Here is a 21876-nt window from a genome sequence, read left to right on the forward strand (position 1 = left end):
TCTCGACAAAAGTCCCTACAATCTGCGAGATACGTTGCATGCCAAAAACAGGTGAAGATTCGAGATGATAGATACGCAACGTAATGGCGGGATAAACCCGGTGGACCGAAACCACCCGGACCCTCTTTACGTTCAATTGAGAGCTGTATTGAAGAACATGATTGAGAGCGGAAAACTCTCAGTCAATGACAAGCTCCCATCCGAACGCGAACTTGTTGCCCTTTATGGCGTGAGCCGAATTACAGTCCGGCAAGCTGTCAAGGACCTGGAGAATCTTGGCTTTCTCCAGACACGCGCTGGCAAAGGGATTTACGTAACTGAGCCTCAGCCGACCTATGAGATCGAGATCGTCAGGAGCTTTACTGAAACAGCCGAAGCAAACAATCGCAAACCCGGCATGCAGCTACTCGCCGCCGCGATCATTCAAGGCAATTCGGATATCACGCGCCCTCTTGGGTTACCGCCAGGCTCAAAAGTTGTCTTTATTGAACGTTTGCGCTTTCTGGACGATTTGCCAGTGGTTGTTCAACGCGATTGGTTTGCCGAAGCCATCGCCCCTGGTATTCTTGATATAGATTGGAGAGCGGGGAACAGGTCGCTCTATGCAGAGTTCAAGGACCGCTACAGAGTCATTCCTGCACGAGGCCAGTCAACATTGAGCGCACGGCTTGCAACTGAGGCAGAGGCCGGCTTTTTGCAACTCGACCTTCCGGCGGCAGTCCTGACCCTTGATCAGATTGCTTATGACAGCGAGTATCGCCCGGTGAATGTGAGTTCGATGGCATATCATCCCGTCCGTTATCCGTTATCGCTTACTCAATCCCGTATGCGGAGCTGATAGCCGGATTATCGCGATCATTTCATTGAGGTAGTTCCAATGACCGTGTCTCACTTGCCCTGGCAGCTCATCAGTCAGGAGTTATCGGAAACCCTGTCTAAAATAGATGCAAATTCCTTTGACCAGTTGGTACAAATTTTTTCCGACACGGACCGGCGCTGGTTCTTCAGCGGACAAGGCCGTTCTGGCCTGTCCGCGCAGATGGCCGCGATGCGCTTCATGCATATTGGACGTATTGTTCACTTTGTTGGTGAAGTATCAGCCCCGTCCATTCGACAAAACGATGGGTTGGTCATCATATCGGGCTCCGGTCAAACTCCCGTCAGTTTAAATTTCGCACAGATTGCAAAGTCCGAAGGGGCCACGGTTGTTGCGGTGACCCGAGACGCTCAAAGCCCACTTGCGCAAATGTCCGACATGACAATGCTGGTACCAACCATTGCGAGTGTTCAGTTTGGCGGAAGCCTTTTTGAACAATGCAGCCTGCTCGTTCTGGACAGTGTCATACTGCAGCTGACAGCCGGGATACCGGATGTGCATGAGGCCATGCAACACCGGCATACCAATCTGCAATAGACAGTTCGTATCAGAATGTACGGATTATTCGCGTTACGTCCTTGTCAAACTCGCCTATGACTTTCTGTGCTGCATCGCGTTCCTTGCGCAGCTCTCCCAAGCGATCTTCCTCTTGGCCCATTTGTACCAGATATCTGCTCTGAAGATCGCCATTGGGTACGGCCCGTAGATTTTCGCGTGTACGATCCTGAGACTCGGCCACCTGATCATATTCCTGCTGGATACGTTCCAGCGCGCCTTGTGCCTCGACCTGCTTCGTCCGGGCTTCGGCAAGTTCTTTCAACTTCGCCTTTACCTCAGGGTCTTCTGCCGCGTCAGCCCAGCTTGTAATCATCTGCGGAACCGCATCAGACAACGCAAATTCTTCGGCCTGCGTCTGCTCGTTCACTGTCTCGACAGTTTTTGTTTCACCTGCCTTCAAAGCGACGCGCACACGATCATGCGTCAGAGTGGAATCACCGGTGCTCTCCGCTTTGAAGGTCCAGCCCGGGCGCTTCAACTGCTCGATCAATACGGTACGATCGCCATCTGCTGCACCATTGACAGTAAATACCGTTACATCCCGCAAAAGCGTTTTTGCATGGATGACACCATCGGCCACTTTTATCGACGTAATCATCCTCTGGGGCTTGGTGTCAGTACCCACTGAAACCTTTTGATCAAGCGCAAAACTCGCAGCGCGCTTTTCGCCAGACGGCATCCCCGCTATCTGAGCGTCGCCAACATATCCGGACTTGCCGTCATACACAGTCAAAATGCCCTGTGGGAAGCTGGAGCCACTGTCGTTCTCCAGCATGACGGAAGCCGTTGGATGCTCTGCGTTGCTACCTGCCTGATAGACTGAAACCATCTCGGCCTTCACATCTTTGTCAATCAAAGGCACCGAAATTGTTTCGCCATTCTTCAGGTCAAATTGCCCAGGCAGTGTGAAATTCGACGTCACCTCCTGTTCGTCGACAGCGGTTTCCATGGAGGCAGGTGCCATCTCTATCGGTCTTTGTGCCTGCTGCATCTCCATTACCGGAGCTGGAGCCGCATAACCCGCTGCTGCATCCTGATCCGATCCTAGCTTTTGTCTGCGTGAGGCACTTAGACTTGCAATTGCGGGATTCTTCGCAGAAGTATCCACGACCAACTCGGTGCGATCTTTCCAGTAACGCCTATGCAGCGCCTGTTTCAGTGTCACGGGCTTTCCCGAAGAAAGCACGATGGAAACATCGTTCCAGTCTTCACCGGAGGCGTTCTCGAATATGGCCCAGGCCTGCAGTCGCGCAGTACCATTTTCACCTGTCACCATGCGGTAGCTGGTTTTCCAGATCGGCGCCGAGACAACATATGAAATGTCGACTGTTCGGGTGCCGTGTCCGTCCAGCTCGATCTTGATCGTACGCGAGCCATCAACCGTTGCCTTGCCAGCGACCAGCGTGGCATCAGCGATCTTATCATTCAGAACCTTGTCTAAAATTTCAATCGATATGGAGTTATCGAGAGGGATCGTTGCAATTTCCCGCTTGGCTGTGAGCAACAAAAGTACGGCATTTTGTGCGCCATTAGCACCGTTTTGATACTCAACGCCAAGGATGCTGCCTTCCACCTCGCGCGCGCCGGACACGCGGATACCAGTACCTTTCACGGCATTCAGCAACCGAGGAAGCGAGTTCAGATCATCTACAGTAAAGGGCAGCGTTCGAAAGGTCTCTTCGAGCGGGCTCGGTCCAGCTAGCGACAGGTTTTTAACCTTGCCATTGGCATCCCTGATGATGAGGCTCTTCAGGATATCATCCACCTGATCCAGCGGCACATTAATCGTGATTTCGCTATTGTCGCCAATATTGGCTGAACGAACGATTTCAGACAGGCCTCCCGACGAGAGGATAACGGATTTCACAGGTCCGTTTACAGCCGCCAGGGCGGTAGAGCAGATTAATGGAAAAAGCAGAACCGGCAGAAGGTGACGTTTGAAAGCCATGGACAATTCTCCCCAATATGTCGAAGCGACAATCACGCCTATTCGCGAAAGATGAAGAATTTAAGATTTGGCTGGCCCAGTCACTGTCTCCTGTAATCTTTCGGCAGCACGAGCCGCAAAGGACTCTGATCCGCTATCTTCGACCGGGAGGAATATGCTGCAAAGGAAGCTTATTCCTGCGATAAAGATGAACAGGCCTGCAAGCGGTGCCCATTGAACACCATATGCATGAACGAGCCAGACGCCGATAACAGGCGTGAGGCCGCTGAATATCGCACCGCTAAGCGATGAGCACAGCGAGATGCCTGTGTAGCGCAGATGAACCGGAAAAGCCCGCGTAAGGAAGGGTGCCATGACAGCATAGTGCGCGGCGAGAAATACGGTAGCGACCAGAATTGCGATGTAGATATTTGTAAGATTGCCAGTGATGATGAGCATCATCATCGGGACTGCGAAAAGCAAGGCCGCGCCCGACATTGCGACAAGAAGGAAGCGTTCGCCGAACCGGGTGGCAATGTAGGAGCCTGCGGGGAATGCGAAAAGCTCTACGACACCGACCCACGAAACAAGCTCAAGCATATCGGAGCGGTTGATTCCGAGTGATGTCGTGGTGAATGTCATCATCAGCGTTGTGATGAAATAAAAGCCTGCAACGCCCAGCAAGCAAAGCCCCATGCCGAGCAGCAGCGACTTCTTTTTCGTCAGGAATATTTCTTTGGCAGGAATGACGTCTTGAACGGCCTTTTCCTTCAACCGCGCCTCAAGTTCCGGGCTTTCATTGATGCCAGCGCGAATGATAAAAGCGAAGATGATCAATATGCCGCTAAGCAGAAAGGGAACGCGCCAGCCCCAGCTTAAAAAATCCTCTTGTGGCAGGTCTGAAACCGTGCGGAAAGCAAGCGTTGCGAGAATCAGACCGATTGGGCTGCCATATTGCGGTGCCGACGCGAGAAAGGTCCGCCAGCGTGGGGGAGCATGTTCTGCTGCAATCAATACCGCCCCACCCCATTCGCCGCCAACAGCAACGCCTTGCACCAGTCGCAACAGTACAAGCATGATCGCTGCTGATACACCTATGGAGTGATAACTGGGCAAAACGCCGATCAGCACTGTTGCAGCGCCCATGAGAAGCAAGGTGATGATCAGGGAGTTCTTACGGCCTACCTTGTCACCAAAATGGCCGAAAAGAAGCGCGCCGACCGGCCTCGCAACAAATCCGATGGCGAAGGTACCAAGGGATGCAAGCACACCCATGACCGGGTCTTCAGAAGCGAAGAAAACATCCCCGAAAACCAAAGCCGCAGCCGTGCCATAAATATAGAAATCGTACCACTCGATCATGGTACCGACGAAGGCCCCTATTGCGGCACGAATTGGCTGGCGTTTTGCTGCGATCTGATTCATTTACTCTTCCCCGATATTGGCGACCGTAGCCTAAAGTGAGCGATTGGCCTGATATGCGGCCATGAAACGTGGTGCAGCTTCCGCTACGGCGCTCAGTGAGTAGCCGCCTTCCTGCACAATTGCAGTGGGCAAGCCGACAGCTCCCCACATTGCCCCTATCTTGGCATAGGCTTCCGTTGTCACGGTCAGTTTGGAAAGCGGGTCTTCCTTATGCGCATCCCACCCGGCAGAAATGACGAGCGCTGTTGCGCCATGCTCTGCCACAGCGGCAACAAGCTTCCGATTGGCTTCAATGAAAGCGTCATCTCCGCTGCCCTCTGCGAGCGGTATATTGAGATTTGCACCAAGCCCATCACCAGCACCGGTTTCGTCTGCATAACCGCTATAATGCGGATAATAATTCGACGGGTCCGTATGGGTTGAACCGAAGAACACATCATTACGCGTGTAGAATATTGCCTGCGTTCCATCACCATGGTGCGTGTCAAAATCAATAATGGCTACGCGCTGGTGTTGCTGGCGCAAATGCTGAGCAGCTATCGCAGCATTATTGAAATAGCAGAACCCCGCTGCACGGTCGGCATAGGCATGATGGCCCGGCGGACGGCAGAGTGCGAAGGCAGCGGCATCGCCCTGCAGCAAAGCATTTGCTGCAGATATAGCCGTTTGGGCTGATGCATAGGCTGAAGAATACGTACTTTCCATCATCGCGCAGGAAAGTCCGTTGATGTACCAACCGGACTGTCCCAGCACACCAACAGGTCTCGGCTTTGGACGGGCTGCATAATCCTGTCCTGCACCTTGGTATGCGCTTACATTGGGGAGCACTTCAGGCCCGTGGTTGGGCAGCTGCATGAAGCGATCAAAAGCTGTACTCAAGAACTCCACATAGTGATCTGCATGAACAGCACGGATGGGATCAAGCCCTGCATCACCTGTGGCTTCTTCTGACAATCCCAATTCTGTCAGCACCTTTATCAAGGCCTGAGCACGTGCAGGATTTTCAAGCGGATCTGTAATCCGGCCATTGATCATATATTGCTTGGGTTGATGAGCCATTTGCTGGCTGGAAAAGAAGAGTTTCATGAATGCTCGATCTCGATGCCATTTCGGTGAGTCGATACAGAGCCTATTCCCTGATCCAAGCAATGCAAGGTTGCGCGTTAAACTTTAGCACGCAATCCCAAATTGATTTCAAATTGCCGGCCCCACTGTTGTTTGCAGTATCTGTACGCCGTTGATTTTATAGGACCCATCCGGCTGTTTTTGCATCAAATAGATAGCCGTTGAGTCTTTGCCATCGGGACCAGTGATAAGCACTTCCTGAATAATCTGATCTCCGGCAGCTTTGCTGCGGCCAAAGGCGAAATTGCCCGGTCGATAGACTGGCTGATAGGCGCGTTTTACCATTTCAAAGAACAAGTCCTGGCTTGGAAATTTTCCTTGTATGGATGGCGATGCAAACGAGTACGCCGTCTTTGCGTCATCGTTCAGAAAAGCTGCGATCTGATTTTTGATAACAGACTGGATGGCTTCCGGAGACTCCTGAGCTGATACCTGCCCGGCCAGTCCATAGCTCAACAATACAACTGCGACGAAACATCTGAATGCTTTGACCATGGTTGCTCTCCCGAACCATAACTGCAATGTCTAAGCTACGAAAAATTTCTTACGCCGGATCATGCCCCGTTACTGACGGTCCGGACGAATGTACCATAGTTGGATGAATTGACGGATACGGATACTGCTCCCAGTTCAGGGGAATCAATTTACTGGCGGCAGAATCTGTGGGTCTGCCTGCTGGGGTCATTCACAACCATCGTCGCAATGACCTTGATCCTGCCTTTTCTACCGCTGTATATCGAACAGTTGGGCGAAACAGACCACGCTGCGATTGTCCAATGGTCTGGTATCGCCTACGGCGCAACGTTCTTCACCGCTGCACTGGTAGCTCCACTTTGGGGGCGTCTTGCAGACCTTTATGGACGCAAATTGATGCTTATCAGGGCAAGCCTCGGCATGGCCGTTGCAATGTCACTTATGGGCATGGCGACTGAGGTTTGGCATTTGATTGTTCTCCGGTTACTTACAGGACTTCTGGGTGGCTATGCATCCGGCTCGACAGTCCTTGTCGCCACGCAAACACCGAAAGCACGAACGGGCTGGGCTCTTGGAACATTAGCCTCCGGCATTATGGCAGGAAATCTTATTGGACCTCTCATAGGTGGTGGGCTTCCTCCTTTGATTGGAATTCGCGCCACATTCTGGCTGGCGGGCGGGGTGATTTTCATAACTTTTCTGGCGACAAGCCTGTTTATCAAGGAAGAGCGAAAGCCGCCTAAAAGCAATACAGAACAGCAAACTGATGGATGGAGGGCCATTCCGGACAAGCGTCCGGTGGTGGTCATGCTGCTGGCAGGAATGCTTCTGATGCTTGCCAACATGTCTATTGAACCAATCATCACGGTATATGTTGCGCAACTGGTCGATAATCCGGCCCATATCACCATGGTTGCTGGTGTAGTGATGTCCGCTGCGGCCCTGGGCAGCGTGCTCTCAGCATCCAGACTTGGCAGGCTGGCCGACCGCATCGGACATTGGAATGTTATCGTTGCCGCTCTTGGCATATCCGCGCTGCTCTTGATCCCTCAGGCTTTCGTCACTCAGGGTTGGCAGTTGGTCGTCTTGCGGTTTCTTATGGGACTGTCTCTTGGCGGCCTCCTACCCTGCATCACCAGTGTAATTCGTCACAATGTTCCCGACAGGGTTGCCGGGAGTATTCTTGGTTATGCAACATCGTCACAATATGTTGGACAGGTCATAGGGCCGCTAGCAGGCGGCTTTATTGGCGGGCACTTCGGCATGCGGGCAGTGTTTCTGGCCACCAGTGTAGTGCTTGCGGGCAGTGCGTTCTATGGATGGCTCATTCGGCCCAAAGGGCAGTGAGCTCTATCGGTTTGCCATCTCCGAAAGTGCGGTCCCCTCAAGGCGGTAGAAGAGTTTCTCGGGTTTTGGTGTTCCACCCACTCCGTCGTAAAAGGCACGAAGACGCGGATTTTCGCGGTCTGCCGTCCAATCAACACGGCCATGTCCCCGCTCGACAGCCAGTTTTGCCAGTGCTTGCATCAGGCTATTTCCCACGCCTATCCCACGATACTGTTTTGAAACAAAAAGCTCCTTGAGAAACAGGCCCGAACCAAGTCCGGGACCGGGATAGACCGGCGAGATTGCAGCAAATCCCAAGATGGTTTGCTCTGAGGCGACAAGTATTTCTGTACCAGCGGGCATCTCAGAAAGGCCTTTGAGTATCATTGACCGATGTGGGCATGGCGCATTGTAATGTGCCTGCATTTCTTCGAACAAAACTGCGAGTGCAGTGTGGTCCGAGGCGTTGGATAGTCTGACTTCCCTCAACTCAGCGAACTCCTACAACACGGAATGGCAGTCCAAAGATGGTCTGCCATTCCGAAATGCCATTAATGCTGATCCCTATTCACCCATATTGACTGTGATAGGCGTGAGTTTATTTGCCTTTAGCCCGTACTTGTCGAGTAGCGCATCATATGTGCCGTTCGCCTGCAATTTCTCGAGAGCAACCTTTACTGCATCACGCAATTGAGTTTCCGATTTCAGAACCGGTATGCCCGCCAATGACTGGCTGAAAGCATCGCCAATGGTGACGTATGTGTCCGGCTCCAGTTTCTGATTATAGGGAAGTGTTTCATTGCCTTGTGCAGCAGCCTGCAGTCGCTGACTCTTGATCTGCGTGCGGGCATCGGCAGATCCTTCTGTGCCCGTGACATTGATCGCAGGCTTGCCCTTGGCCACACAATTGGCCTCACTCCACGCGGTGATCTGGGCCGGCCAATCTGTCGAACGGCTTGCCCCTACAGACTTGCCGCAAAGGTCATCCACGGTTTTGATCTCTGCAGCGAGTGCTTTAGACGTATAAAATTGCGCTCCAGACTTCATATAGTCCACAAAATCCGCAGTTTCCTGGCGGGCCTTCTTGTCGCTCATCCCGGCCATGGCCAGATCAACGCGACCGGTTTGCAGGGAGGGAAGCATCTGGGCAAAAGCAATTTCCTGCCATTCAACTTTCACGCCAAGCTCTTTGCCAATCGCTTCACCAAGATCAATATCAAAGCCTTGCAGCTGATTTGTTGCCGGGTCCTTGTAGGTAATCGGCGGATAGTTTGGCATTGTTGCAATGACAATTTTACCTGCATCCTTGATGCGCGCCGGAAGTTCCTGCGCGGCAGCGGGAAAACCAAAAGCAACCGTAGCGCCCAGCAGGGCAAACCTCATGTAATTATTCATGTCCTGTGTTCCTCTTTTATGTTTTGATATGTTTCAAGCCAAAACCGCTGCGATAAAGTCCTGTGTACGTTTCTCTTTCGGACTGCTCAAAATCTCTTGCGGCGTTCCACTTTCAACGATCTTTCCACGATCCATGAACACCACACGATTGGCCACCTCGCGAGCGAAGCCGAGTTCATGTGTAACGACCACCATCGTCATGCCGCTTTTCGCCAGATCCCGCATGACACTGAGGACGTCGCTGACAAGCTCCGGATCAAGTGCCGACGTGGGTTCATCAAAAAGCATCAGCTTTGGTTTCATTGCCAACGCACGGGCAATTGCGATACGCTGCTGCTGACCGCCCGAAAGCTCGCTTGGATAGGAATCTTTCTTATCGGTAAGCCCCACTTTTTCGAGCAAAGCCATAGCCTCGGGAATAACCGCGGTTTTTGCACGCTTTTGGACAATAACCGGACCTTCAATGATGTTCTCAAGCACTGTCATATGTGCGAAGAGGTTGAATCGCTGAAACACCATGCCGCTTGAAAGCCTTTGACGGGCAATTTCTGCATCATTCAGCTGATAAAGCTTATCGCCGTCTTGACGGAAACCAATAAGCTCGTCATCAATCCAGATTGCGCCGGAATCAATCCGCTCGAGCTGATTTATACAGCGAAGCAATGTGCTTTTTCCTGACCCGGACGGACCAATAATACACAGAACTTCGCCGTGCTCGATCTCGAACGAAACATTGTCGAGGGCCTGGAAATCCCCGAAAAACTTCTTCAGGTCGACTGCAACCACCATGGAGGACATCGTTACGCTCCCTCTGCTTGCGCGGTTGCTGCCCGTTTGGCTTCCCGCCGCCCTTGGCTTTTTGCATAATGCTTCTCAAGCAGATGCTGACCGATGGAAAGAATGGTCACGACAACCAGGTACCAGATGGCCGAAACGATCAACAGTTCCATCACCCGGTTGTTGGCGTAGTAGACCGACTGCGCATTGCGCAAGATTTCCGCATAGCCAATGACGCTGGCAACCGAAGTCAGCTTGACCATACTGATCACTTCATTGCCTACAGGAGGTATGATTACGCGCATCGCCTGCGGAAGAATTATCCGGCGCAGCATGGTCAGCCGGGTCATACCTATAACTTTCGCAGCCTCAATCTGCCCATTATCGACAGAGAGAATTCCGGCTCTTACCACCTCTGCAGTATAAGCGCCTTGATTGATACCAAGGCCAAGAAGTGTCGCCATGAAAGGGGTCATTAAATCAACGGTGCGCATTTCAAATACGCCCGGGATACCCAATGTCGGAAAGATCAGCGCAAGATTGAACCAAAGCAGAAGCTGCAGGAGCAGCGGTGTTCCCCGAAAAAACCAGATGTAGAATACAGCGACATATTTGAGCACCGGATTCGGCGACATGATCATGATTGCAAAGACAACGCCAAGAAAAAGTCCAAGTGCCATCGCACAAATCGTCATGAGGATCGTATTCCACAGCCCCGACAGAATTGCAGGAGCCGTGAAAAACTGGGCGACGACTGGCCAGGCAATCTGCCCTTGTGCAAATGCTTTAACGATGAGAACGAGCGCCAGAATGATCAGGCTGGCAGCAAGCCAGCGACCGTAATGTCGCCGTGGCTGGTGGTGCAAATGAGCAATCGAATACTTTGCCCGAGGAATGGAAATGGTGGTGTCGACGTTTGCCATGTCTTTTACCTTTCAAATCTTGGGCCGGAATAAAGGCTCAACCACTCCTGCTGCTCATTCAACAGATCGTTCAGCCTGCTGATCTGTTCTTTAACTCTGTCGGGTGCCGTACCACCATAAGCTTTCCGTGCTTCTATGGCTGCCTTGGGCGTCAAGGCTGACTTGATGGAGGGATGCAGACGCGTGTCGACCATTGCAAGGTCATCATCGCCCAAATCCTCCAATCCGATCGAACGGTCTTCACAGTAGCGGACCAGCGCACCTGTGACTTCATGTGCTTCTGAAAATGGCACACCCCGTTTGGCAAGCCAATCGGCAACTTCCGTAGCGAGTGTGAAGCCTTCCACTGAATGCTGCTGCATCCGGTCGACATTCACCCGCATTGTGCGAATAAGTCCGGCCATTGCAGGCACCACCAGCGCCAACGCGTCGATGGTGTCGAATGCCGCATGCTTGTCTTCCGCCAGATCGCGATTATAGGCAAAGGGTAGCCCTTTCAACGCAACGAGCATGGTCGTCAGACTGCCGATCATGCGTGAAGCACGCCCCCGCGTCAGTTCCGCAATGTCGCAATTTTTCTTTTGAGGCATGATGGATGAACCGGTCGCATAACCGTCATCCATTTCTATCCAGCGGAATTGACGTGATGACCATAAAAACAGCTCCTCGGCAAGCCGCGACAGATGGACACCAAACATTGCTGTTACAAAGAGAAATTCTGCAACATGGTCGCGGCTTCCCACTGCATCAATCGAATTCTCGCATGGAGCGTCATAGCCAAGCTCTTGTGCCGAACGTTCCGGGTCCAAAGCAATAGCAGACCCCGCAAGCGCTGCTGCTCCAAGCGGCGAGCGGGCGGCCCGGCGATCCCAATCCTGCAGCCGCTCGAAATCGCGTGCAAAAGTCTGTGCATGCGCCAGAAGCTGATGTGCAAAGCTCACAGGCTGTGCCGGTTGCAGATGCGTAAAGCCAGTGGTTATGGTCTCTACATGCTGGCTGGCTTGCCCAATCAGCGACGACTGAAGACTTGACAGATCAGCACCAAGATTGCGGGCAACATCACGGAGATACAACTTGAGATCATTGGCGGCCTGATCGTTGCGTGATCGCCCTGCCCGAAGCTTTCCACCCAATACGCCAACACGTTCACCCAGAACACGTTCGAGAAACGTATGAATATCCTCATCGGCAGGCGATGGAGAAATAGCACCGGATTTGTGCTCTTCTCCTATCGTGGCGAGCGCAGAGCATACTTGATCGGCTTCGGTAAGGGTCAGGATGTTTGCGCGAACCAACTCCCTGGCATGAGCCGCCGATGAAGCCAGATCATAGGGGACAAGGCGGAAATAACTGCTTTCAGAGCGTGACAGAGCCACCAATTCAGCAGATGGGCTTGCTCTGAAACGTGCACCCCACAGGCGCGCGGATTGATCAGTCATTGTTTCGTTCCCTTATTCTTTGTTATTTAAAACTTATGGCTGTGTTTCCCCCACGACAAACGAAATGATTTCGCGTATATATTCCAAAATGGAATACCCTATTTGGCTAATTATTCGTCGGGCCATCTGAATGGTTGCTGGCCGCAATTATCCGTCTACCCGGGCTTTGCAGGTGATTGTCACCATTGCTGAGCGGGGAAGTACGACTGCCTGCGCAATGGCCCTGAATATGACCCAAAGCGCTGTCAGCAAACAGCTTCAGGCACTAGAACAGCTTGCCGGAACTGCCCTTTTCACGCGAACGCCCTATGGCCTGTCTGCTACGGAAGCAGGACGCATCTATGTAACCGAGGCACGGGTCGCCTTGGGTGCGTTGGAAAACGCCACTCTGCGTATCGCTGCCTTGGGCTCTTCGCCCAATGCAATCAAGCTTCACATACTGCCGATTATGGGTGACCGTTGGGTTATTCCACGCTTTGCCGGATTCGCCGATGCTCATCCGGAAATAGATGTGGAGCTTTCCACTTTCGCAACAGCCGACCTGATCAATCAGGCAGACGCCGCATTTCGGTTTGGTGAAGGCGACTGGACCGGGCAAAACAATTACTATCTTTTCGGGCGCCAGGTCGCCCTCGTTGGTGCTCCGAATCTCCTCGCCAAAAATGGCGGCATTCAAAAGCCGGGAGACATCCACTCATTCCCGCTACTTGATCACAAACATACGCCCCTTCGTTGGAGCGAATTCGCAGCGGCTCATAAAGTTACCAATTTCACCCCAGAACGTATCACGCATTTTGGCTACTATGCCCTTGTCATTCGTGCAGCAATAGCTGGCCAAGGGCTTGCATTGGTACCGCGTGGATTGATCGCCGATGAGCTGGCTTCCGGGAAACTCATCAACCCGTTGGGATATGGTTTTGTCAGCAATCATGCATACTGGTTGACCTGCCCTGCAGACCGTCCACAGCGTCCAGCGATGCGATTTTTTCTGGAATGGCTTCTGGACGAAGTCGGCTCCATGCCGCTTGAAATGCGGTAACCAAAAAATCATCAAAATGTCATGGAACCGGACGGACTCCAGATACATTTAAGGCTCAGTCTGATGACGGCGTTCGCCCCATTGGTGTCTTATGCATTTGGAGGAAGTGATGAGCGACAAGCGTTTCCCCATCCCTGTGATGGTGACCATTGGTGAAACCGGACAACGGGCCATATCAACAGTCTGGGAAGCGATTGAGTGCCTGCGCAGCTACTGGCCTGCAAAGAACGGCCCAAGCTATCGCCGCGCGTTACAGGCTTGCATGGACGCACTTGACGGATGGAAGCCTGCTCATAAGGCGAGACATGCGTTTATCAGCGCCGCACGTGAAGCCGGAATCTTTCTCGATACGCGACTCCATCATTAATGGAGTGTGCGCCCTCAGCTTACATCTGCACGGGCACGTGGGCGCTTTTCATTCAATTCGTTCGAGAATATCGCTGGAGGTAAAGGGGCCAGATTACGAATAATATCTGCGCCTTTTTCACCAACCATAATCGTTGGCGCATTCGTGTTCGCAGAGGGTACACGCGGCATTACGGAGCTGTCACAGACTCGCAGTCCCTCAATTCCATGGACCTTCAATTCAAGATCGACAACGGCCATACTATCCGTTCCCATCTTGCACGTTCCCACCGGATGATGATCCGTTTTCGCGTTGGCACAGCCATATTCAAAAAGCTCTTCATCGGAATTGTATTTGGGACCGGGCAACCGCTCGGCAAGTACATATGGTTTAAGCGCCGCTTGCTGCATGATTTCACGCGCCAGCTTCAACCCTTCAATCGACATCTTGCGATCATGCGAGTCGCTCCAATAATTTGGATCGATCAGTGGTGCTACCATGGGATCACCTGAACGCAGCCGCACTGTTCCACGCGACCGAGGATGCAGATAGGCAGAGTTGAGGGTCACACCCGCATTCTTCAGCCGTTCCACTCCAGCCTCGATCCCCGAGCCAAGCCCCAAGTGAAACTGAATATCCGGCGAACGCGCTTGCGCATCGGCATACCAGAAGCCACCCGTCTCAAAGAGACTGGAAGCAACAGGCCCGGACCGGAACATTATGTACTGTAGTCCAGCCCATAGCGTTCTGTGCAGCTTTGCAACTCCGTCATAGGTGTGATCGCCGGTGCATTCGCTGATGACAAAAAGATCAAGATGATCCTGCAGGTTCTCACCGACGCCGGAAAGGTCATGTACAACCGGAACGCCCGCGCTTTTCAGGTGGTCAGCAGGTCCAATACCCGATTGCAGCAACAGCTTTGGCGATCCAATCGCCCCGGAGCTCACCAAAACCTCGCAGTCTGCCCGGATAACCTCACGCGCATTGCCCGCTATGATTTCCACGCCAACAGCCCGCGTACCCTCGACGACGATCTTCGCGACCTGTGCGCCCATACGCACCGTCAAATTCTTGCGGTTCTTTATGGGAGACAAATAGGCCATCGCCGCAGATGAGCGACGGCGATTACGCTGTGTGAGCTGGTAGAAACCCACACCCGCCTGCTGCTTGCCATTGAAATCATGATTATAAGGAATCCCAAGCTCCTGACCTGCGCGAATATAGGCATCGCAAATGGGCAATGTCGCTGCGGGCATCGAGACCCCAAGGGGACCACCATAGGCGTGATAATCATCAGCAAAACGTTGATTATCTTCGGCTCTTTTGAAATAGGGTAGAACATCGCGATAGCTCCACCCGGTGCAGCCATCTTCCTTCGCCCACAAATCATAGTCCGTTGCATTTCCACGCGCATAAAGCTGAGCGTTAATGCTTGAGCCGCCACCAATGACTTTTGCCTGCGTGTATCGCAAAACGCGATTGTTCATATGCTTCTGCGGCACAGTTTCCCAACCCCAGCTGGCAACGCCCTTTGTCATTTTGGCAAAGCCAGCGGGCATGTGGAAAAGCGGGTTCCAATCACCGCCGCCAGCCTCCAGCAGCAGAACCGAGACGCCCTTGTCTTCGCTCAGCCTGTTGGCGAGTACGCAGCCTGCGGGTCCGGCACCGGTAATTATGTAATCGTAGCTTTTCATTTCACAGCCTGCTTATGGAAAGGGCGCCATCGGCATTGATGACGGAGCCTGTGGCAAAATTGAAATCTCCACTCGCGAGTGCAGCGGCAATGCGACCGAGATCATCCGGCTCGCCCCAACGTTTCATGGGCACCAGACCGCCCGAAATCAGCTTGTCGTATTTTTCGGTGACAATGGCGGTCATATCAGAACGAATGATCCCTGGCCGAACATCGAAAACGCTTATGCCGTGATCAGCCAACCTCAGCGCCAGCCCTTGCGTGAAAGCTGCGAGTGCCGCCTTGGTCATGCAGTAATCAAGACGTTCTGGCGATGTCATCTCGGCTGAAACCGATGTGATGTTGATAATTGTACGGGGATTTTCGGCGGCATTGTCCTGAAGCATTTTCCGCACCACAGCCTGCGTAAAAAATACTGTTCCGCGTAGATTGACATCAAAAATGCTATCATAATTGGCGGCTTCAAGATCGAGAAAATCGCCTCGCACTTTTGAACCCATACCGGCATTGTTTACCAGACAGTCGATCCGACCAAACTGGCTGACAATGCCTTCTACTGTTCGCTCGTGTGCAGAAATATCTGCAATATCGGATTGAAAGAAATGTGCCTTTGCACCTAGATTCCGCAGCGTTTCTATCGCGGACTCGCTGGCTGCGTCAGCTACCAGGTCGGTAATCGCCAAGTCGAAACCTTTGGCCGCCAACGACTTTGCAATGCCAAGACCAATGCCGCGCCGTGCGCCGGTAACCAAGGCAACGGGCCGCATCAGCTCAGTTCCTTTGATGCAATATAATCGGCTACGCGTAGTGACTGAGCCGCAATCGTCAAAGCCGGATTAACAGCGGCTGAGGTCGGAAGAAATGCAGCATCCACGACAAAAAGATTGGGATGCTCGTACGAGCGGCAATATATATCAAGCGGTGCATTTGAAGGATCGGCACCCATACGCACAGTTCCGCATTGATGCGACGGCGTCTTACGGTCAAAGGCCTTCGAGACAACCAAGGGAAAACCCGCGGCACGAAGCACGGTCTTGATTTGCGCGACCAGTTTCTGATGCGCTGGCCAATTGCTTCGTATCCACTGCAGGATTATTTTGTCGCCATCAATTTGAACGCGGCTTTCCGGCTTTGGCACGTCTTCACTCATTGCCAGAAAATCGACGGTGTGAGCACAAAACCGCTCCAGCAACCATTCAGGAACTAGTTTCAAGTCGGATTTCAGAACTGGGGCACTGATACGGCCAAGTAATTGGACATTGCCAAGCGGAGCTCCACCCTTTCCATCTGAAAGGTAAAAGTCATTGAAGCCCAGCGTCTTCTGATAAACCGAATTGTTTTTGAAGCGCGGATCAAAACCAATCACTGCTGAAAGGTTGTGATTCATGAAATTGCGGCCCACCTGATCGGAACGATTGGCAAGCCCTGCCGGGTTCGCATCATTCGCAGAACGCAGGAGAAGAACTGCGGACTGTACAGCACCCGCCGAAAGGATCACGAGTTTTGGTTTGATGCTGAAGCGTTGTCCATTGCTTTCGTAATGAACCGCGGTAATCGCCTTGCCATCTGGCGCTGTATCCAAACGCAAAACGCGTGAATTTATCTGGATAGCTACATTTTCGTGCTTCAAGGCGGCAGCAAGCGCAGTGGTTTCTGCATCCATCTTGCCGTTGAAACTATTGGGATGTGCATCCCAAGGTGTCTTCCCATGCGATAGCCATGTATCGATATCCACACCAAGCGGCAGTGAGAACGGATGCACACCTGCTGATTTCAGCCGCTGGCGTAATGCACTGATCGGCGTTTCGTCAGGCACGGGTGAAAAGCGATAGGGTATCGAATGTTCCGGCTCTGTCGGGTCTTCACCCAGTGTGCCGCGCACCTGAAAGAGTTCCTCTGCTTTGCAGTACCATGGTTCCAACTCGTCATAGGAGAATGGCCAAGCAGGCGACACACCCTCCAGATGCTGCATTTCTTTGAAATCCTCAGCCCGATACCTTGTCAGGACGGCACCATAGAATTTCGAATTTCCACCTACATTGTAATAATTGCCAGGATTGAAGGGCTTACCGGCTTCATCATACCAATTCTCTTTAGGACGGAAGATGCCCTGCTGAAAAATCGCTCTTGGATCGCGGTTTTCAGGGCGATCAGGGAGATGATCGCCCGCCTCTAGAATGAGTATGTCAGCACCTGACGACGCCAACCCAGCCGCCATCGTCGAGCCACCCATGCCAGAGCCTATGATGACGATATCAGCAGTTGTTCTCGGTTGTATATTCGTTGACATAAACGCTAGCCAGTCGGCGCCTTTATCAGGCACCGATGCGAAGTTGCGATTGCGGATCGAAGAAAACGGCCTTGTCCAGATTGAATGCAAGTTGTGTCTTCTGGCCCGGCAGAATATGCGCATCTGCACGCAGTCGCGCGACTACCTCTTTGCCACCAAGCTTTGTGACTGCAAAAGTATCCGATCCGGCAGGCTCAACAACCTCGATAAGGCATTCGCCTTCCGCCAACGAAGCCGCATTCCTGTCAGCACCGTCCGGATCGGTCAGTGCTTCCGGGCGGATGCCGAATACGACATCTTTGCCGGTATAACCCGCAAGCGCAGCGTTAGTTTTCTTGATCGGTAGCCGCAGAGGTGCCGCATCCGGACGTTCCAGAGAGACGTGAAGATCTGATGCCCCTCCGTCGATCTTTGCTTTAAGAAGGTTCATCGCCGGTGAACCCATGAAGTCTGCTACAAACAGGTTGGTAGGGTTGTTGTAAATTTCTGCGGGTGTTCCGAATTGCTGCAGAATGCCATCCTTCAACACTGCAATTTTGGTAGCAAGCGTCATGGCCTCGATCTGGTCGTGTGTAACATACACGATCGTGGTTTTCATGCGCTGATGCAGCCGTTTGATTTCAGTACGCATGTCGACACGCAGCTTGGCATCAAGATTGGATAGCGGTTCGTCGAACAGGAATACCTGCGGATTGCGTACCAGTGCCCGGCCCATGGCGACGCGCTGACGCTGTCCGCCCGAAAGCTGACTTGGCTTGCGATCGAGCAGATGGCCGATTTGCAACATGTCAGCAACCTGCTTGATTGCCTTATCGCGTTCCGGTTTCGGCACGCCCCGAATTTCCATACCGAAAGCGATGTTCCCGCCAACTGTCATGTTGGGATAAAGCGCATAGGATTGAAAAACCATGGCGATATCGCGCTTGGATGGATGCAATCCGCTAATCGATTTTCCCTTGATGGAAATGTCACCGGAAGTGATCGGCTCGAGCCCGGCTATGGTATTCAACAGGGTGGATTTTCCGCAACCCGACGGACCGACGAGGACGAGAAAACCACCCTCGTCGATCTCGATGTTGATATCCTTGAGGATCGGCACATTGCCATATGATTTATGCAGGTCTTTGATTTGGAGAAATGACATTGATTTATCCCTTCACGGCGCCGGACATGAGGCCGCGGACGAAATAACGCCCGGAGACGATGTAGACGATGAGAGTTGGCAGCGCTGCGAGTATGGCGCCGGCGAAATGCACGTTGTATTCCTTCACACCCGTTGACGAGTTGACGAGATTGTTCAGGGCAACCGTCATGGGCGTGCTGTTAAATCCGGAGAACGATGCACCAAAAAGGAAGTCATTCCAGATATTGGTAAACTGCCAGATGACGGACACGACAATGATCGGGCCGGAAGATGGCAAAAGGATACGCCGGAAAATCTGGAAAAAGCTTGCACCATCTATCTGCGCAGCACGAACGAGTTCCGTAGGAAATGCTTCGTAGTAATTGCGGAAATACAGCGTTGTAAAACCGAGACCGTAAATGACATGAACCAGGATCAATCCCTGAATCGTGCCAGCCATGTTCAGCATACCCAGCACGCGAGCCATTGGAATAAGCACGATCTGGAACGGGATGAAACAGCCAAGCAGCAGCATGCCGAACATGATGTTCGAACCGCGGAATTTCCACTTTGTCAGTACGTAACCATTCAATGCGCCGAGTATGGTCGAGATCGCCACAGCCGGGACAACCATGATGATGGAATTGATGAAATAGGGCCGCAGGCCAGTTGGCTGAACACCGATCTGGGCAGTCGACCAGGCGGAGAGCCAGGGTTCGATTGTCCATTCGCGTGGAGGCGACAACATTCCGCCCTGGCGGATTTCATCCAACGTTTTGAGCGAATTCACGACCATGACGTAGAGCGGCAACAGGTAGTAGAATGCGAACAATAACAGCGCAGTGTAGATGAGTGCGCGTGTCAGTTTTCCGCTGTTGATCGCATTATCGGGGCTTGGAGCACTCATTTGTTGCCTCCCCTGATTTCAGAATAGAGATAAGGGACAATGATCGAGAAGATCATAATCAGCATGATGATGGCCGAAGATGCTCCAATGCCCATCGAGTTGCGGGTAAATGTGTAGGAGTACATGAACGTTGCAGGCAATTCGGTTGCCTGTCCCGGCCCGCCGCCTGTCAGCGCAATCACGAGATCGTAGGCCTTGATGGCTAGGTGTGCGAGCACAACGAAGGCAGAGAGGAACACCGGGCGCATAAGCGGGATGATAATGCGCCGGTAGATCATGCCCGTCGACGCGCCATCAATCTGTGCCGCCTTGATTATTTCATTGTCGACCCCGCGCAAACCGGCAAGAAACATCGCCATAACGAAGCCGGAAGACTGCCATACGGCAGCGATGACCACCGTGTAGATCGCCATCTTCGAATCTTTTATCCAGTTGAATGAGAAGCTCGCCCAGCCCCATTGGTGCATGGTGTTCTCAAGCCCGATACCAGGGTCCAGAAACCATTTCCACGCAACACCGGTCACAATGAAGGACAGCGCCATGGGATAAAGATAGATAGGGCGCAGAAAGCCTTCTATGCGGATCTTCTGATCGAGCAGAATAGCAAGCCCAAGCCCGATAACCGTGCAAATAATTATGTAGAGCGAGGCGAAAATGCCAAGATTGGTGATAGCCCGCCACCAATGGGGCAATGCCCAGAGCTTGCGATAGTTCTCAAAGCCGACAAAACCATATGTCGGCAGCATTTTGCTATCCGTAAAGGACAGCACGCCCGTATAGGCAATGAACCCGTAGACGAAAATCAATATGATCAGAAAGCTTGGTCCCAATACCAGCTTTGGTATGAGGTCCTGTATGCGGCTGCGGGTATCCATAGCCTCACCCCTTCAAATAAGCATTATTATCATTGCCGCGCCTGGCGGAGAACTGTTCGGGGCGATGTCGCCCCGAACAGAAATGCTACGTTTACTTGGCAGCATCAACAGCCGAAACGAGTTCCTTGACTGCGTCTTCGGACGATAGATCGCCGTTGAACTGACGTGTCACAACGTCATAGATCGCATTCTTAACAGCAGCCGGATTGGCATGGCCGTGAGCCATTGAACCATAAAGCGTACCTGCTTTATTGGCTTCAGCAAGGTCCTTGATAGCCTTCTTGCCGCAAGCATCGAATGCTGTATCCGGAACGTCAGTACGTGCAGGTGCAGAACCCTTGACCACGTTGAACGCCGACTGGAATACAGGGTTTTCGATTGCCGAAGCCATCACAAGCTGCGGCTTTGCCTTTTCTTCGCTGACCTTGAACATGGCGAACTGGTCAGAGTTGAATGTCACAGAACCCTGTGTACCTGGGAAGCGCATGCAAACGAAATCCTTGCCTGGCTCCTTCTTGGCTTTGACAAATTCACCCTTTGCCCAGTCACCCATGAACTGCAGACCAGCCTTGTTTTCGATGACCATGGCGGAGGCAAGGTTCCAGTCGCGACCGGAGAAATTGTCATCCACATAGCTGCGAAGCTTGGTCATGCGGTCGAAAGCTTCTTTCATCTTGTCGCCGCCAAGAGCTGCCGGATCGAGATCGATGAAAGCCGCCTTGTAAAAGTCATTGCCGAGCGACAATACCACAGCGTCAAAAATCGTTGCATCCTGCCAAGGCTGACCACCGTGGGCGATTGGCGTGATGCCCTGTTCCTTGAACTTGTCGAGAAGAGCAATCAGCTCGTCCCAGTTTGCAGGCTCCTTGCCGCCAGCCTTATCGAGAGCGGCCTTGTTGATCCAGATCCAGTTGGTCGAGTGCACATTGACCGGAGCTGCGATCCAGTGACCATCATATTTCGAGAACTTCTGCAGTGCCGTTGGGATCACATCGTCCCACTTCTCTTTGGCAGCAACTTCATCAAGATTACCCAAAGCGCCCTGCTTTGCCCAATCGATAATATCAAAACCAAGCATCTGCACAGCAGTCGGAGCATTTCCTGCTGTGACGCGGGCACGAAGAACAGTCATGGCTTCCGTACCGCCACCCCCGGAAACAGGCATGTCAGACCAGCTGATGCCCTTGCTTTCCAGATCCTTCTTCAACACTTCAAGCGCCGTTGCTTCACCACCGGATGTCCACCAGTGCAGAACTTCCACATTCTCGGCAGCACGAGCTGCCGTTGCAACACCCATCAGCATGGCTGCGGCGGCAACGGTATTCATCAACTTTTTCATTTAGTCCTCCCGTGAAAA

Annotated in this window: 21 protein-coding genes; 5 read left to right on the top strand and 16 right to left on the bottom strand. The window is 52.5% G+C overall.

Annotated features, from left to right (window positions below; translation table 11 throughout):
- Positions 1-64: 64 nt before the first annotated feature.
- Complete coding sequence (locus PMI41_RS19655) at positions 65-838, top strand: GntR family transcriptional regulator (RefSeq protein WP_008127780.1); 774 nt, start codon at positions 65-67, stop codon at positions 836-838.
- A gap of 39 nt (positions 839-877) precedes the next feature.
- A complete protein-coding gene (locus tag PMI41_RS19660; RefSeq protein ID WP_008127781.1) occupies positions 878-1414 on the top strand; it encodes an SIS domain-containing protein in 537 nt (178 codons plus the stop codon).
- Between the two features lie 10 nt (positions 1415-1424).
- Here the strand turns inward: PMI41_RS19660 and PMI41_RS19665 are convergent, their stop codons facing one another.
- From PMI41_RS19665 to PMI41_RS19680, 4 genes are all read right to left on the bottom strand, one after another.
- Positions 1425-3383: a DUF4139 domain-containing protein gene (locus tag PMI41_RS19665; protein WP_008127782.1), complete on the bottom strand. Its 1959-nt coding sequence runs from the start codon at positions 3381-3383 to the stop codon at positions 1425-1427.
- Positions 3384-3443: 60 nt separating this feature from the next.
- Positions 3444-4787, bottom strand: a complete 1344-nt coding sequence (locus PMI41_RS19670; protein WP_008127785.1) for an MFS transporter — start codon at positions 4785-4787, stop codon at positions 3444-3446.
- Between the two features lie 30 nt (positions 4788-4817).
- Positions 4818-5873 (bottom strand): histone deacetylase family protein, encoded by a 1056-nt coding sequence (locus PMI41_RS19675; RefSeq protein WP_008127787.1) that lies wholly within the window; start codon positions 5871-5873, stop codon positions 4818-4820.
- 108 nt (positions 5874-5981) lie between these two features.
- The gene (locus tag PMI41_RS19680) at positions 5982-6407 is read right to left on the bottom strand and encodes a DUF4864 domain-containing protein (protein WP_008127789.1); all 426 of its coding nucleotides are present in this window, start codon (positions 6405-6407) and stop codon (positions 5982-5984) included.
- Between the two features lie 99 nt (positions 6408-6506).
- On the opposite strand from PMI41_RS19680, the gene PMI41_RS19685 reads away from it, so the two are divergent.
- A complete protein-coding gene (locus PMI41_RS19685; protein ID WP_052025947.1) occupies positions 6507-7733 on the top strand; it encodes an MFS transporter in 1227 nt (408 codons plus the stop codon).
- Positions 7734-7736: 3 nt separating this feature from the next.
- Here PMI41_RS19685 and PMI41_RS19690 read toward each other — a convergent pair whose 3' ends face one another.
- The 5 genes from PMI41_RS19690 to argH all read right to left on the bottom strand — a co-directional run bounded on the left by PMI41_RS19690 (position 7737) and on the right by argH (position 12246).
- Complete coding sequence (locus PMI41_RS19690) at positions 7737-8138, bottom strand: GNAT family N-acetyltransferase (RefSeq protein ID WP_081497175.1); 402 nt, start codon at positions 8136-8138, stop codon at positions 7737-7739.
- Between the two features lie 138 nt (positions 8139-8276).
- Positions 8277-9107 carry an ABC transporter substrate-binding protein gene (locus tag PMI41_RS19695; protein WP_008127793.1) on the bottom strand — a complete coding sequence of 277 codons (831 nt, stop codon included), beginning with the start codon at positions 9105-9107 and terminating at the stop codon, positions 8277-8279.
- A gap of 33 nt (positions 9108-9140) precedes the next feature.
- Positions 9141-9905, bottom strand: a complete 765-nt coding sequence (locus tag PMI41_RS19700; RefSeq protein ID WP_008127794.1) for an amino acid ABC transporter ATP-binding protein — start codon at positions 9903-9905, stop codon at positions 9141-9143.
- Between the two features lie 2 nt (positions 9906-9907).
- Positions 9908-10807 (bottom strand): amino acid ABC transporter permease, encoded by a 900-nt coding sequence (locus PMI41_RS19705; protein ID WP_008127795.1) that lies wholly within the window; start codon positions 10805-10807, stop codon positions 9908-9910.
- 5 nt (positions 10808-10812) lie between these two features.
- Positions 10813-12246 (bottom strand): argininosuccinate lyase, encoded by a 1434-nt coding sequence (gene argH, locus PMI41_RS19710; protein ID WP_008127796.1) that lies wholly within the window; start codon positions 12244-12246, stop codon positions 10813-10815.
- A 130-nt stretch (positions 12247-12376) separates the two neighbouring features.
- Here argH and PMI41_RS19715 point away from each other — a divergent pair, with 130 nt between their 5' ends.
- Both PMI41_RS19715 and PMI41_RS19720 read left to right on the top strand, forming a co-directional pair.
- Positions 12377-13285, top strand: a complete 909-nt coding sequence (locus PMI41_RS19715; protein ID WP_008127798.1) for a LysR substrate-binding domain-containing protein — start codon at positions 12377-12379, stop codon at positions 13283-13285.
- Between the two features lie 109 nt (positions 13286-13394).
- Positions 13395-13652: a DUF982 domain-containing protein gene (locus tag PMI41_RS19720; RefSeq protein WP_008127801.1), complete on the top strand. Its 258-nt coding sequence runs from the start codon at positions 13395-13397 to the stop codon at positions 13650-13652.
- Positions 13653-13666: 14 nt separating this feature from the next.
- Here PMI41_RS19720 and PMI41_RS19725 read toward each other — a convergent pair whose 3' ends face one another.
- From PMI41_RS19725 to PMI41_RS19755, 7 genes are all read right to left on the bottom strand, one after another.
- The gene (locus PMI41_RS19725; RefSeq protein ID WP_008127802.1) at positions 13667-15325 is read right to left on the bottom strand and encodes a GMC family oxidoreductase N-terminal domain-containing protein; all 1659 of its coding nucleotides are present in this window, start codon (positions 15323-15325) and stop codon (positions 13667-13669) included.
- Position 15326: 1 nt separating this feature from the next.
- Complete coding sequence (locus PMI41_RS19730; protein ID WP_008127803.1) at positions 15327-16091, bottom strand: 3-ketoacyl-ACP reductase; 765 nt, start codon at positions 16089-16091, stop codon at positions 15327-15329.
- Positions 16091-17614 (bottom strand): GMC family oxidoreductase, encoded by a 1524-nt coding sequence (locus PMI41_RS19735; RefSeq protein WP_040856017.1) that lies wholly within the window; start codon positions 17612-17614, stop codon positions 16091-16093. The genes PMI41_RS19730 and PMI41_RS19735 overlap by 1 nt, the downstream gene beginning before the upstream one ends.
- A 25-nt stretch (positions 17615-17639) precedes the next feature.
- Positions 17640-18758 (bottom strand): sn-glycerol-3-phosphate ABC transporter ATP-binding protein UgpC, encoded by a 1119-nt coding sequence (ugpC, locus tag PMI41_RS19740; RefSeq protein WP_008127805.1) that lies wholly within the window; start codon positions 18756-18758, stop codon positions 17640-17642.
- Between the two features lie 4 nt (positions 18759-18762).
- Positions 18763-19644 (bottom strand): carbohydrate ABC transporter permease, encoded by an 882-nt coding sequence (locus PMI41_RS19745; RefSeq protein ID WP_008127806.1) that lies wholly within the window; start codon positions 19642-19644, stop codon positions 18763-18765.
- Complete coding sequence (locus tag PMI41_RS19750; protein WP_008127807.1) at positions 19641-20519, bottom strand: sugar ABC transporter permease; 879 nt, start codon at positions 20517-20519, stop codon at positions 19641-19643. Before PMI41_RS19750 ends, PMI41_RS19745 begins: the two co-directional genes overlap by 4 nt.
- Before the next feature lie 91 nt (positions 20520-20610).
- Positions 20611-21858, bottom strand: a complete 1248-nt coding sequence (locus PMI41_RS19755) for an ABC transporter substrate-binding protein (RefSeq protein WP_008127808.1) — start codon at positions 21856-21858, stop codon at positions 20611-20613.
- Positions 21859-21876: the final 18 nt, after the last annotated feature.

Origin of the sequence: Phyllobacterium sp. YR531, from assembly GCF_000282595.1 — a bacterium.
In the GTDB taxonomy this organism is placed as follows: domain Bacteria; phylum Pseudomonadota; class Alphaproteobacteria; order Rhizobiales; family Rhizobiaceae; genus Phyllobacterium.

Excerpts from the sequence above, each read along its gene's own strand:
- PMI41_RS19745 (WP_008127806.1), bottom strand. The coding sequence starts at position 19,644 with ATGAGTGCTCCAAGCCCCGATAATGCGATCAACAGCGGAAAACTGACA.
- argH (WP_008127796.1), bottom strand. The coding sequence starts at position 12,246 with ATGACTGATCAATCCGCGCGCCTGTGGGGTGCACGTTTCAGAGCAAGC.
- PMI41_RS19735 (WP_040856017.1), bottom strand. The coding sequence starts at position 17,614 with ATGTCAACGAATATACAACCGAGAACAACTGCTGATATCGTCATCATA.
- PMI41_RS19705 (WP_008127795.1), bottom strand. The coding sequence starts at position 10,807 with ATGGCAAACGTCGACACCACCATTTCCATTCCTCGGGCAAAGTATTCG.
- PMI41_RS19750 (WP_008127807.1), bottom strand. The coding sequence starts at position 20,519 with ATGGATACCCGCAGCCGCATACAGGACCTCATACCAAAGCTGGTATTG.
- PMI41_RS19695 (WP_008127793.1), bottom strand. The coding sequence starts at position 9,107 with ATGAATAATTACATGAGGTTTGCCCTGCTGGGCGCTACGGTTGCTTTT.
- PMI41_RS19700 (WP_008127794.1), bottom strand. The coding sequence starts at position 9,905 with ATGTCCTCCATGGTGGTTGCAGTCGACCTGAAGAAGTTTTTCGGGGAT.
- PMI41_RS19680 (WP_008127789.1), bottom strand. The coding sequence starts at position 6,407 with ATGGTCAAAGCATTCAGATGTTTCGTCGCAGTTGTATTGTTGAGCTAT.
- PMI41_RS19755 (WP_008127808.1), bottom strand. The coding sequence starts at position 21,858 with ATGAAAAAGTTGATGAATACCGTTGCCGCCGCAGCCATGCTGATGGGT.
- PMI41_RS19655 (WP_008127780.1), top strand. The coding sequence starts at position 65 with ATGATAGATACGCAACGTAATGGCGGGATAAACCCGGTGGACCGAAAC.
- PMI41_RS19720 (WP_008127801.1), top strand. The coding sequence starts at position 13,395 with ATGAGCGACAAGCGTTTCCCCATCCCTGTGATGGTGACCATTGGTGAA.
- PMI41_RS19670 (WP_008127785.1), bottom strand. The coding sequence starts at position 4,787 with ATGAATCAGATCGCAGCAAAACGCCAGCCAATTCGTGCCGCAATAGGG.
- PMI41_RS19690 (WP_081497175.1), bottom strand. The coding sequence starts at position 8,138 with ATGCAGGCACATTACAATGCGCCATGCCCACATCGGTCAATGATACTC.
- PMI41_RS19675 (WP_008127787.1), bottom strand. The coding sequence starts at position 5,873 with ATGAAACTCTTCTTTTCCAGCCAGCAAATGGCTCATCAACCCAAGCAA.
- PMI41_RS19665 (WP_008127782.1), bottom strand. The coding sequence starts at position 3,383 with ATGGCTTTCAAACGTCACCTTCTGCCGGTTCTGCTTTTTCCATTAATC.
- PMI41_RS19730 (WP_008127803.1), bottom strand. The coding sequence starts at position 16,091 with ATGCGGCCCGTTGCCTTGGTTACCGGCGCACGGCGCGGCATTGGTCTT.
- PMI41_RS19715 (WP_008127798.1), top strand. The coding sequence starts at position 12,377 with ATGGTTGCTGGCCGCAATTATCCGTCTACCCGGGCTTTGCAGGTGATT.
- PMI41_RS19725 (WP_008127802.1), bottom strand. The coding sequence starts at position 15,325 with ATGAAAAGCTACGATTACATAATTACCGGTGCCGGACCCGCAGGCTGC.
- ugpC (WP_008127805.1), bottom strand. The coding sequence starts at position 18,758 with ATGTCATTTCTCCAAATCAAAGACCTGCATAAATCATATGGCAATGTG.
- PMI41_RS19660 (WP_008127781.1), top strand. The coding sequence starts at position 878 with ATGACCGTGTCTCACTTGCCCTGGCAGCTCATCAGTCAGGAGTTATCG.